The 12965-nt window shown below is 40.2% G+C and carries 10 protein-coding genes; 7 read left to right on the top strand and 3 right to left on the bottom strand.

Annotation, left to right across the window (positions count from 1 at the left end; translation table 11 throughout):
• Positions 1-81 precede the first annotated feature (81 nt).
• Both AWN68_RS09500 and AWN68_RS09495 read right to left on the bottom strand, forming a co-directional pair.
• Positions 82-795 (bottom strand): ABC transporter ATP-binding protein, encoded by a 714-nt coding sequence (locus AWN68_RS09500; protein WP_068414571.1) that lies wholly within the window; start codon positions 793-795, stop codon positions 82-84.
• A 38-nt stretch (positions 796-833) separates the two neighbouring features.
• Positions 834-2087, bottom strand: a complete 1254-nt coding sequence (locus AWN68_RS09495; RefSeq protein ID WP_084362834.1) for an efflux RND transporter periplasmic adaptor subunit — start codon at positions 2085-2087, stop codon at positions 834-836.
• 588 nt (positions 2088-2675) lie between these two features.
• Between AWN68_RS09495 and AWN68_RS09490 the strand changes: the two genes are divergently transcribed.
• The 7 genes from AWN68_RS09490 (at position 2676) to AWN68_RS09460 (ending at position 10494) form a co-directional block, all read left to right on the top strand.
• Positions 2676-4052 (top strand): sigma-54-dependent transcriptional regulator, encoded by a 1377-nt coding sequence (locus AWN68_RS09490; protein WP_068414566.1) that lies wholly within the window; start codon positions 2676-2678, stop codon positions 4050-4052.
• Positions 4042-5391 (top strand): sensor histidine kinase, encoded by a 1350-nt coding sequence (locus tag AWN68_RS09485; protein ID WP_068414563.1) that lies wholly within the window; start codon positions 4042-4044, stop codon positions 5389-5391. Before AWN68_RS09490 ends, AWN68_RS09485 begins: the two co-directional genes overlap by 11 nt.
• A 51-nt stretch (positions 5392-5442) precedes the next feature.
• Positions 5443-5685, top strand: a complete 243-nt coding sequence (locus tag AWN68_RS09480) for an acyl carrier protein (protein ID WP_068414560.1) — start codon at positions 5443-5445, stop codon at positions 5683-5685.
• A 126-nt stretch (positions 5686-5811) separates the two neighbouring features.
• On the top strand, positions 5812-6657 hold the full coding sequence (locus tag AWN68_RS09475) for a UDP-2,3-diacylglucosamine diphosphatase (protein WP_068414558.1): 846 nt from the start codon (positions 5812-5814) through the stop codon (positions 6655-6657).
• Positions 6658-7809, top strand: a complete 1152-nt coding sequence (locus AWN68_RS09470; protein WP_068414555.1) for a glycosyltransferase family protein — start codon at positions 6658-6660, stop codon at positions 7807-7809.
• A gap of 71 nt (positions 7810-7880) precedes the next feature.
• Positions 7881-9473, top strand: a complete 1593-nt coding sequence (locus AWN68_RS09465; protein WP_068414552.1) for a TlpA family protein disulfide reductase — start codon at positions 7881-7883, stop codon at positions 9471-9473.
• A 37-nt stretch (positions 9474-9510) separates the two neighbouring features.
• Positions 9511-10494, top strand: coding sequence for a bifunctional methionine sulfoxide reductase B/A protein (locus AWN68_RS09460; protein ID WP_068414549.1), 984 nt, complete (start codon positions 9511-9513; stop codon positions 10492-10494).
• Between the two features lie 35 nt (positions 10495-10529).
• Here the strand turns inward: AWN68_RS09460 and pbpC are convergent, their stop codons facing one another.
• Positions 10530-12956: a penicillin-binding protein 1C gene (pbpC, locus tag AWN68_RS09455; RefSeq protein WP_068414546.1), complete on the bottom strand. Its 2427-nt coding sequence runs from the start codon at positions 12954-12956 to the stop codon at positions 10530-10532.
• Positions 12957-12965 lie beyond the last annotated feature (9 nt).

Here is a 12965-nt window from a genome sequence, read left to right as displayed (position 1 = left end):
CCAATCATGCTGCCTTAAAGCATGTTTTTAATTAGGCTCTGGAAAAATCCAGAGCCCTTTCAGACACTTTGAGTTATATTTTTAAACTAGTGAGTTTTCTTTCGAATTGATGTTCTCAGAAACAATCTGACCATCAAATAGATTGATTACTCTGTGTGAGTATTCTGCATCTGTTGCAGAGTGCGTCACCATAATTACGGTAGTTCCGCTCTCATTAAGGTTAGTCAAAAGTGTCATTACTTCCTGACCGTTGGTAGAGTCCAAGTTACCAGTAGGCTCATCCGCAAGGATTAGGTTTGGCTTAGCTACAACCGCTCTGGCTACCGCTACCCTTTGTTGCTGTCCACCTGATAATTGCTGAGGGAAGTGATCTTTTCTGTGCATGATCTGCATTTGCTCAAGTACTTCTTCAACACGTTTCTTACGATCTGCCGCTGGGTATTTTAAGTAGATCAAAGGAAGTTCTACGTTTTCAAATACTGTTAACTCATCAATAAGGTTAAAGCTTTGGAAAACGAAACCGATGTTTCTTTTTCTCAATTCTGCCCTTTGTCTTTCAGAGTAGTTAGAAACCTCCTCCTCATAGAAGTAAAACTCTCCTTCAGAAGGATTATCTAAAAGACCAATGATGTTCAAAAGTGTGGACTTACCACAACCAGAAGGGCCCATTACGGCTACAAATTCGCCTTCTTTGATTTCAAGGTTCACATTACCCAATGCTGTAGTTTCTACCTCATCAGTGTAATAGAATTTTTTAAGACCTTTAGTGGTAATAAGATTCTTACTGTTTTCCATTTTAATAAAAGTTAAAGGTTGTTGTGAATTAATTTATACTATTTTTTTATTACTAGCTTATCTTTGTCTTCATAACCATCATAAGATGAGGTAATTACTTGCTCCCCAGGCTTCAACCCTTCGAGCACCTCATATTGTCTTGTGTTTTGGTTACCAATGCTGATACTTCTTCTCTCTGCAAATTCTCCTGAAGCATCTACTACAAAAATCCAGTTACCCCCAGTAGTTTGGAAGAAGGCTCCTCGAGGAATCATAATTGCTTGACGCTCCTCGCTCAACTGAAGTTTGATTGGCACAGTTTGGCCTCTACGAATATTCTCAGGCGCCTCCCCTTCAAACATCATTTCGACATTAAACTGACCACTATTAATTTCAGGAAATATTTTTCGAATTACTAAACCATAGTTTGAGCCACCGAAGTCGAAGTTACCTCTCAACCCCAAATACACCCTATCTAAGTAATGTTGATCTACGCGAGCGACAATCTTAAACCCATCCAAATCATCGATTTGAGCAATGGTCACACCAGGGCTAACGTTTTGCCCAACCTCAAAATTCACAGTAGAAAGCAATCCGGAAATTCTGGCCGTTACCCATAAATTGCTTAAGTTTCCTTTTACAATTTCTAAACTCTCTTTCGTAGATTCCAGTCGTTCTTCATTTTGCTTGGTACTAGTCACTGCATTTAGTGAATCAAATTTCATTGATTCGATTTCATTGACCCTTCTCGCTTCTAGCTTTTCGTAAGCTCTTTTAGAGTCAAAGTACTCCTTCTCTGAGATAACTTTATCCTCCCAAAGCTGCTTGTTTCTAGCATAAGCATCCTTTGCTTGCTCAATATCAAAGTCCAAATTAATAATGTTCGACTTTGATTGAAACAGCCGCTGACGAAGATTAAGGTTTGTGTTCTCTATATCATTTCTTAGTAAGTTAGCCTGCGTTTGCTCTCGGATGTAATTCATTTGAAGGTTATCATTCACAAGCTTTAGAATAGTATCTCCTTCTTCAACTTCAACACCTCCATCTAAAAATTTCTCTTCCACATTCCCGCCAACAATGGCATCTAGATATATGGTTGTTTTCGGGTTGACCGTGCCCTCAACAGGAATAAATTCTTGGAATGCGCCTTCAGTTACTCCGGCTACATTAATTTTATCTAACTCAACATTGAGTTTTGAGGATTTATCAGCAAAAAAGAATACATAAGCGATTAGGGCGACAACCCCAGTGACACCTAGTATTGTAAAAATTCTTTTTGCGGTCCATACCTTCTTTTTAATCTTTCTGTCCATTGCCATTTTGAGTGATGTTTTCTTATCCGGCCTGCTTTTACCAACAAAGATGCCACAAACACAATAACCTGAATAATAGACATTTAACAACTATTAACATATACCAAGAAGCGTAAAGGTGTACAATATTAGAACAGGACTTGATCGGAATCGAACAGTTTTGTAATTACTGAGCCCAGAGGATTGGGCATAAAAAAAGGCTCGATTTGGTCAGAATCGAGCCCAAAGGTCAAAAACTCAAAATATCTGAATTAACGTTTAAATTAATTCAAAACAACGTATGCAATATATGATACATAAATCAATTTCACAAAGCCAAGGCACCAATAATTTGTGGTGTGACATAATTTTAGTTTAAGCGGTATCAGAAACATCAGATGACCAACATTTAAACCTCCCTTTGAAAGGGTTTACCCAAATTTCTTAGTAAAAAGGTAAAATGTCACTAGCTTTATACTGTCCGTATTTAGTACATTTTCAGAACGATAGCGGACACACAAATACCCAAATAGTTGCCTCAGCGGCCACAATGTTAGTTGGCACTATTATAGGCAGCAAGGAAGATTAAGTACTTTAAATTAGACACTAGTGGATAACGAACTCGGTAAAATATTAATCATAGATGACGATGAGGATGTACTCATTGCCGCCAAACTCTTACTTAAAAAACACGCCAAAGAGGTCATTATAGAAAAGAACCCTAAAAAAATTCCTTTTCTTATGAACAACGGCACCTATGATGTCATTTTGCTCGACATGAATTTCAGCAAAGACATTACTAGTGGTAAGGAAGGCTATTATTGGTTAGAACAGATATTAGATGCCGATCCATCTGCTGTGGTGGTATTAATCACCGCTTTTGGTGATGTGGAGATGGCAGTTAAGGCACTAAAAGAAGGAGCTACCGACTTTGTACTTAAGCCTTGGCAGAACGAAAAATTAATTGCGACCCTCTCGACAGCGGTTAAATTAAAACGCTCTTATGCTGAAGTCGACAAACTCAAGAGTGCTAAAAAACAGCTTGAAGACGAAATAAGTAAGCCCTTTAAAGACATTATTGGAGACAGTCCTTCCATGAAGAATGTCTTTTCCATCATCGATAAAGTGGCTGGAACGGATGCCAATGTTTTGATTTTAGGAGAAAACGGAACAGGTAAAGAACTTGTCGCCAGAGCACTTCATCAACGATCATTGCGGAAAGACAATGTATTCGTGGGGGTCGACATGGGGGCCATTACCGAAACCCTCTTTGAAAGTGAACTTTTTGGGCATAAAAAAGGGGCTTTTACGGATGCCAAAGAAGACCGAGTAGGACGTTTTGAAGTAGCCAATGGCGGCTCTTTATTTTTGGATGAAATCGGAAACCTAAGTCTTCCTCTTCAATCAAAACTCCTCACTGCCATTCAACGCAGAGAAGTAACGAAGATTGGCTCCAATAAATCGATGCCTATAGATATCCGTTTGATTTGTGCGACTAATATGCCGCTGTATGAAATGGTACACGAAAATACCTTCAGACAGGATTTACTCTATAGAATCAATACGGTAGAAGTGCATTTACCTCCGCTTCGCGAAAGGCAGGATGACATTATTCTTCTTACAGAACATTTTGTTAAAGTGTATTGCGACAAATACCGCAAGGACAGAAAGAAGGTAGCTTCATCTACTATGAAGAAGCTTCAGAAATATTCATGGCCTGGCAACATTCGCGAGCTTCAACACGCCATTGAAAGGGCTATTATTATGGGGGAAGGCAATACTTTAATGCCAGACGACTTCTTCTTTTTAGTTCAGAAGCAAGACTCCGTAAATGACGCAGCAGAAAACTTCAACCTTGATGAGGTAGAAAAGAATGTGATTCTAAAAGCGGTGAATAAGCATTCGGGTAACATTTCTAAAGCAGCCAAAGAGCTTGGGCTCACAAGAGCTTCGCTTTATCGCAGATTAGAAAAACATGGGCTTTAAGAATCTACGATTTGCCATTATTGCTCGAGTAATACTTCTTACGGCCAGTGCTTTGCTACTGGCCAGTTTGATCTATGGCTCGCAAAATCAAGTCAACATATTCTTTGTTAGCATGGCAATTGTCGTTCAAGTCTATTTGCTTATTCGTGCAATTGAGAAAACAAATCGAGAGATTTCTGGCTTTCTTAATTCCATAAAATACGATGACTTTACCGCAACCTATCCTACCGAAGGGCATTCAGCATCGGTTGATCGGCTGTACCAAGAATTCAATAATGTAATTAAGAAGTTCAGAGAAATCAGAGCAGACAAAGAAGCCAATTATCATTACTTCAGAACGATAGTTCAACATGTTGGAATTGGACTCATCACTTTCAATAAAAAAGGGGACATCCAAATCATCAATAGCTCTGCAAAAAAATTGATCGGTGTAGAAGCCATTCAGAATATTTTTGAGCTCAGTAAGGTGAGCCCCAAACTGGTTGAATCCTTGGTCAAGCTTAAAACCGGGGGGAGTGATCTTATTGAATTCACGCAAGACGGAACGCACATCCAACTCTCCATTTATGTTATTGAACTGGTCCTCAGAGGTGAGGAATTTAAACTCGTTTCGGTTCAAAACATTCAATCTGAACTTGAGGAAAAAGAAATGGATGCATGGCAAAACTTGATTCGTGTGTTAACACATGAAATCATGAACTCCGTAACTCCACTCTCCTCTTTGGCTGCAACAGTAAAAGACAACTTGGTAGATAATATTGAAGATGACGTCCCTATTGAAAAGGAGGAGTTGGAAGATATCTATTTGGCAGTTCAAACCATTGAAAGACGCAGCCAAGGTCTAATTCGCTTTGTTTCCGACTTCAGGAACTTAACCAAAATCCCTCAGCCAAAAGTAGCCACAGAAAGTGTAGCCGAGGTATTAGAGCATATTCAAGTCTTATTCAATTATGAGCTGGCTGCTAAAGGCATCAAAATTAGTTGCAGCATTGAGCCTATCAACCTAGCCATCAGTATAGACAAGGAGTTGATTGATCAGGTATTGATTAATATTCTCCAAAATGCGGTTCATGCGCTGGAAGAAAACACAGAAGAAAAACACATCATAATTCGGGCCTTTGTTAATGAATATAACCGGCCTACAATTGTAATTAGAGACAACGGCTGTGGTATTGACGAGGAAGCATTGAGCAAGATTTTCATTCCTTTCTTCACCACAAAAAAACAAGGATCAGGAATTGGCTTAAGTTTATCAAAACAAATTATGAGAAAACACGGAGGCGGAATTACAGTAAAATCTGTAATGAATGAAGGCACTGAATTCACCCTTAGGTTTTAAATTTTAGCTAAATCGACTATCTTCCGAAAATATTCCTTTAGAGACCAACCAATGAGTGAGATTCAAGATAAAATCACAAAAATTCTAGTTGACAAAATAGGCATAGCGTCTACTGAGGCTACAATTGACGCAAACTTCATTAAAGATTTAGGTATAGACTCTTTGGACTATGCAGAACTTGTAATGGAATTTGAACAGACTTTTGAAATTAGAATTCCGGATAGCGATGCTGAACAACTACAAACCGTAGGGCAGGCCGTAGAATACATTACCAAAAAGGTAAATCAGAATTAATCTATAGCTAGATTAAGCCTGTATTACCGAAATTCTTCATACCCCTCCTTTAAATATTAATTAAGTAAAACCACGGTGACGATAGAGTCAAACTCAATTTGTTAATTGAGTCATACCCCTTTAACCGTGAAGAATAATTGCAAAACCATTGTTATCTCTGATGTTCATCTAGGCACCAAAGGCTCAAAGTCTAAAGAACTCGTCAGATTCCTAAAACAGTATCATTGTGAAAACTTGATACTCAACGGAGACATTATTGACGGCTGGCAACTCAAAAAATCAGGTCAATGGAAGAGAAAGCACACCCGCTTTTTTACCTGCATCCTCAAAATGATTGAAAATGAAGGCACTAAAGTGACCTACCTTCGTGGTAACCATGACGATTTTCTAGATCAAATCCTTCCCTTCACAATGGGCAACTTGACCATTAAGAGGGAAATGATCTATGAGTCCTTTGGGAAAAAATTTCTGATCGTTCACGGAGATATCTTCGATTCTGTAACACGCCAATTTAAGTGGATCGCCAAACTTGGCGATGTGGGCTATACCTTTCTTTTGTGGTTAAATCGCCAATACAATTTTCGTAGAATGAAAAAGGGGCTTCCCTATTTCTCCCTCTCTCAGGCGATAAAAGGAAAAGTAAAACAAGCCATTAAATACATTGATGATTACGAAGAGCAGCTTTCTACCATGGCCAAATATCGTGAATGTGATGGTATTATTTGTGGCCACATTCACCAACCAGCTATTAAGGAAATTGACGGCATCTCTTACCTCAACTCTGGAGATTGGGTAGAATCCCTCACCGCCCTGATCGAAGATTTTAATGGAGAATGGAGCCTTGTTTATTACTCTGAAACTCAAAAGGCAGAAAATAAACAGAAAGAATCTAAGCCATTAAAAAGCAAGTCTATAGAAACAAACGGCCTATTTGGACCCGTAGAGCTTAACCCAAAAACTGAAATTGGTTAAATGAGAGCACTCTTTATAATACAAGGTGAAGGCCGAGGCCATATGACACAAGCTTTGGCTTTATCGCAAAAATTGACAGAGGCTGGCCATGAAGTAACCTCCATGATCATAGGCACCAACAAAAGACGTGAAGTACCTGCCTATTTCAAACAAAAATCCGACACAAAAGTCCATTCAGTTGTCAGTCCAAATTTCTTTTATGATAAAGGAAAGAAGTCCATCAATCTGTGGAAAACTGGGCTAGTAAATACCTTAAACATTCCGCAGTTCTTTAGTCAACTGAGCAAGATCAATAGGATTGTAAAAAGCGATCAACCAGATGTAATCATTAATTTCTATGATATACTGGCTGGCATGTACTTTGGGATATATAAACCCAAAGTGAAAAGAATCTGTATTGGCCACCAGTATTTGGCCGAGGACAGTTCGTTTCCTTTTGCCGAAGGCTCTCCACTTCAAAAACGATGTTTTCTGCTAACAAACAAGTTGACATCACTTAATACACATAAGAAAATTGCCTTATCCTTCCGAAATATTAAACCTGATTCAGAAACGCTCACCATTGCTCCTCCACTGCTCAGGGAAGAAATTTTCAAGCTGACACCGGGCAAAGGAGATTTCATTTTGGCCTATGTAGTAAACCCCGGCTATGCTTATGACTTAATGGAATGGCACAAGCAGAACAAGAAAATTCGCCTCCATTGTTTTTGGGACAACTTAGCGCAAAAAGACGAATGGTCACCTTGGAAAAACATCACCTTCCACCATATTAATGACCAAAAGTTTTTGAGCTTTATGAAAGACTGTTTGGGCTACGTTTCTACCGCAGGTTTTGAATCCATTTGCGAGGCAATGTACTTGGGTAAGCCAGTAATGATGGTGCCCGTTGAAAAGCAATATGAGCAAGCCTGTAACGCACTTGATGCCGTAAAAGCCGGTGCCGGAATCGCTAACCATCAGTTTGTATTAGATCCCTTCCTAAAACACCTATCTACAAACAAAGCAGCGTCAACTGACTTTAGACAATGGATGAATCTGAATAAAACAATAATTCTCGAAGCACTTGAAGAACCTATTAGCCCAATCCGTACTAAAACATTCAATTTCTTCCCTACTATTCCTAGACTATTCTCTATCTCTACTCATAATTAAACAGAATAATATAATCTATTTACAATCATACACCTGCATTCTATAATATAATATATTACATATATTGTAGTATGAAACAACTCATACTGTTCTCTGCTCTATTTGTGTTTTTAGGTTGCTCACCTACCAATACCCCCAAGGAAGGTGAGATAGTGCCAACGAATCAAATAGTCCTTATTTTTCATAAGCCTGTTCAAAATGGTTATTATTTGATACCAGATGGCGGTGGTAGATCACAAGAAAGGAATCCTAACGGTGACGAAATTCAATTCTTAGATGACAATATGATTGAGCAACTGCTTCACCTTAACATTGGGGTAGAGTCAGACACTGTGATTGTTAAAAGTAAACGGGATTTGGTTGAAATAAGATTAATGTACAAAGGCGTTGACGAACTGAAATACTTATTTCAAAATGGAGATTCCGTAGTCTTTAATTATTCAGGTATTAAACCGACTGCTAAGGTCATAAACCGTCAAGAAGATTATACAGTGACTAATTTCAGTTTGGTCGAAAGAGATAGTTTAGCTCTTGATGAGTATACGGCTTTACACATAACTGACCTTCCATTACTTCTAACTTATAAGGGAAGGAATTTAGACCGTGAGCAATATAATAGCTTCTATGATGAAATTGGGGAAACAGCCTTAAGAAATATCTCTGAAGAATTAGCAAGTCAATATGAATTACTTGAACAGTTAAAAATAGAAGGTAAAATCACAAACAAGCAACTAGATTATAGAATTCAAAACATCTACTTTCAATTGGCCAAGTTAAAAGCTTCACCACTGCTCAAAAACAAGGTTGAAGATGAAAAAGCTTCAACACTAAAAAACTCAATGGATAATTTAGTCAAGCGTTATCCAAAAATTGGCATTGAAAGAAGCGATTCCTTGGTCTATAATAACGCATACATAAAGTACTTACTCTATACTACCAGCTTAGACGTCAGAGAAAAAGTGAGCTCCTATAATTATAACACAGGCGTCTCGGGTGGAAGCATCATGAATTACCCACAGGCCTACGACTCTATTCAAATGATGGTCAGCCTAACTCCCATCGAAAAGAAAAAACTTCAATTCGTCTACATCGAAAAACTGTTTCAAGATGCCGGTTACTTTCCCATCGAAAAGCGTTGGGAATACCTGGACAAGTTCAACAACGATTACCAAGATTCAGCAATGTTTGATTTTCTGGTGGAGAAGTTCAACATCAAATTCAAAATTGATGACGATCTTGAACTAGTAGACAAAGCAGGAAAGGCTACTTCCCTAGAAGCTTTAATTGCATCACATAAAGGCAAAGTGCTCTACATAGATTACTGGGCAAGCTGGTGTGGGCCATGCATTAACGAAATGCCAAGTTCAAAGCAATTGCAAAAGGATTTAGCAAATGAAAACATTGTTTACGTCTACCTTTCAAGTGATAGAACCGATCGGCCTTGGCAAAAGGCCATGGAAAGACTTGAATTAAATGAAGGTTTACACTTCAGAATAGACAACGCAGGCTATACCTCTAAAATGGAAGAACTCAATATTCCTTCAATTCCTCGGTACATGATATATGGCACCAAAGGCAAACTGGTGAACAACAATGCGCCAAGGCCAAGCCAAAGCAAAGTGCTAAAAGCAGAACTTATGAAGTATATTGAAACCTCGCAGTAGACATTTGTGTTCTACCCCCGAAATAAGAAAGGAATATATGCTTACTTGGATTGACGTAATCAAATTTGCCAACAACGGCAGCCCAGCACCCGACAGAAGGGTGGAAAAAACAGAGGAAGAATGGAAGGCCATTTTAACTCCATTACAATTTCAAATTGCCCGATTAAAAGGTACCGAAAGGGCTGGAGCAGGTGAATTCTGTGAACGCCACGAACCCGGATTATACGGCTGCGTTTGTTGCGGCACTCCCCTATTCGATTCCAGATTAAAGTTCGAATCAGGTTCTGGCTGGCCAAGTTTTACACAGCCAGTAAAAGAAAACGCCATTAAGTACGAAAAAGACACTGCCTATGGCATGGTGCGCGTAGAAGTGATGTGCAATACTTGCGATGCACATCAAGGCCATGTGTTCCCAGATGGCCCTGCACCAAGCGGATTGCGCTACTGTATTAATTCGGCTTCCATGAAATTGATTGAAGAAGACAAAACCGAGGCCACTGCCATTTTAGGTGGTGGCTGTTTCTGGTGTACCGAAGCTGTTTTTCAACGTGTAAAAGGAGTAGAAAAGGTAGAGTCGGGCTATTCAGGTGGAACCATTAAAAACCCAACCTATAGAGAAATTGGAACGGGAAGAACGGGACATGCGGAAGTGATTAAAATCACTTACAATCCAGAGATTCTACCCTATGCCGACTTGTTGCGCATCTTCTTTTCTACCCACGACCCTACTACATTGAACAGACAGGGTTATGACCAAGGGACACAGTACAGGTCGGTAATTTTCCACCAAGACGAAGAAGAAAATCAAATAGCAGAAGCTGTAAAAGCAGAAATGAAAGATTACTTTGACGACCCTGTGGTAACAGAAATTAGTCCGCTTGGAGCTTATTACCCAGCCGAAGGAGATCATCAGAACTATTACAATGAGAATAGGCAGCAGCCATATTGTAGGGCTATCATAGACCCAAAAGTTCAGAAATTGAGAAGCATGTTTAAAGACAGGCTGAAAGAAGAAGTATAAATACCGAGGCTTCACTTTATCGAGTGAAGCCTTTATTACTCCCCTACCTTCTCCAACACCGTAAAATTCCGTGAAAGCCGATGTCCTTCTTCGTCAACCACAGTGATGATATGTGCTCCGGCTGGTGGAGTAAGCCCTAAAACGTGGGTGCCTGTGGTCGTTCCTAAATAGACATCATCCAAATGCCAGTGCAATTCGCTATTGGGTTTTCGATGGGCCACTTCAAACACTACTTGTTCCCTCTCGCATTCTAGGTTTATTGGAATATATACCTGCGCATCAGGCTCTGGGTATACCATGTCCATCACTTCCATGTCTAAACTTTCACCAAAGCAATCGCTTCGCAAAGGAGGCAGTTCTTCATAGGTTGGATTACGCTTTTTATAATACAGCGCTTGTTTAGGCGGAAGCACAAACCAATTGGTGCTGATCATATCTACCACTAGTTCGCAATCTGAGTTTACGCGGTAATTTCTAGTTTTATCTAGGTGTACCCTCTGGTGAAAAGGGCTTGCCATGGTATTCAGCCCAGCTTTTGGAATTAAAACGGTATCCACTTGAATAGAATAAGGTGAGGCCAAATAACCACTTTGACGGTCTACTGGGGCATAAACCATTTCGGCCATGGGCGGATTAAACCAAGTCGTTTCTGGAAGCACATCAAAAATATCGAAGAGAATTGGTGCGGCTGCTTGAATTCCAGTGAGGCCGGGACGACCCTCGCCATCGGCATTTCCCACCCAAACACCTACCACATATTCAGGAGTTACTCCTATTGCCCATCCGTCTCTATAACCAAAGCTTGTCCCTGTTTTCCAAGCAATTTTCTTGGCGCTAGAATACAGTTTCCATTGAGCATCATCGCCCGGGCGATAGACTTCCAACATAGCTTTGAAGGTGAACCAAATAGAAGAAGCGCTCAACTGTTTATTGTTCTTCAGTTCAATGTTTTCAGTAGGCTGTTTTTTAGAAACATCTTTTTCACTCAACAATGAACCTTGAACTTTTGAAGTTGCAACATCATAATTCGCAAAGTCAAAATCACTCTTGTCATAGCGCTTTTCTGGAGCCCGCCCATTAAACTGTGTGAGTGTCCGAGCCATACCCGCATAAATGTTTGTTAAGTCCCAAAGTGTGCCTTCAGAGCCCCCTAAGATCATAGATATACCGTAATAGCTAGCGGGCTGGGTAAGCGTAGTCATTCCAAAATCTTTCAGTTTTTCATGGAAACGCGGATAGCCATAGTTTTGAAGCATATGTACCGCAGGTATATTGAGCGACCTCGACAAGGCCAAATCAGCATGTACAGCTCCATCGTATTCGCGTGTAAAGTTCTTTGGGGCGAAGTTCTTGAAATACACCGGCACATCGGGCAAAAGTGACTTTGGCAGCATCAATCCTTCATCCAATAAAGAAGCATAGAGTATGGGTTTGAGCAAACTCCCTGTACTCCTTGGTGCTTGAATCACGTCTACTTGCTGCCCGTTTGACGATGTACCTTCCTCATACACATTTCCTATATAGGCCTTCACCGTATTGCTGCGAACATCCAACACAATGGCCGAAGCATTTTCAATTCCATCGAGTCTCAATAGTGCATTATGGTTTTTCACTACTCGATCTACTCTTCTCTGTAAGTGTGCATCTAGCGTAGTTTGTAATCTTCGGCCTTCCTTTCCATCCTTGACGCCTTTGTCCAGCAAGTGCAAAGCCTCAATTGGAATATCATTGGGTTTAGAAGGAATGAGTTCCTCTTTGGCTAATTCAAGGCTTGTTTCATCAAAAAAGCCTTCCGCATACATTTTATCCAAAAGACGATCGCGTTTGGCTTTTAAGGGAGCCGTATTTCTTCCGGGATACAGCAATGAAGGTTGATTGGGAAGCACTGCCAACAATGCAGCTTCGGCCCAACTTAAATCGTTGGCTCTTCGGCCAAAGTAGCGCCAAGAAGCGGCTTCAATCCCCACTGTATTTCCTCCAAAAGGGGCATGTGAAGCATACAGTTTCAAAATACTTTTTTTGGAATATCGAAGTTCAAGTCGCGTGGCCAGAATCATCTCCACCAACTTCTCATATACGTTTCGCGACTTCCCTTTTCGGTACATGCGAATCACCTGCATGGACAACGTACTGCCTCCACTCACAACAGACCCTGCCTTTAAATTCTGAACCATGGCCCTGCCCATGGCTAAAGGATTTACTCCGAGATGGCTATAGAAATATTGATCTTCGAAAGTAAGTGAGGCCTTCTCGTATTTATCCGAAATAGAGTCCGCTTCTGGGAAACGCCATTGGCCGTCTCTGGCAATTCGGGCAGAAAGCATTTCTCCATTTTCGGCATTCAGCACCGTGGCATATGGGTCCTTAAATAGATTTTCGGGCAAGCAGACATAATACGCAGCCGACAATAGCACGAAAAGCACCACGATTGGATAACGATATTTCTTGATCTGTTTTTTCATTCGGTGTGG

Source organism: Roseivirga echinicomitans (assembly GCF_001592935.1).
Classification (GTDB): domain Bacteria; phylum Bacteroidota; class Bacteroidia; order Cytophagales; family Cyclobacteriaceae; genus Roseivirga; species Roseivirga echinicomitans.
This window is presented reverse-complemented; position numbering and strand designations above follow the sequence as displayed.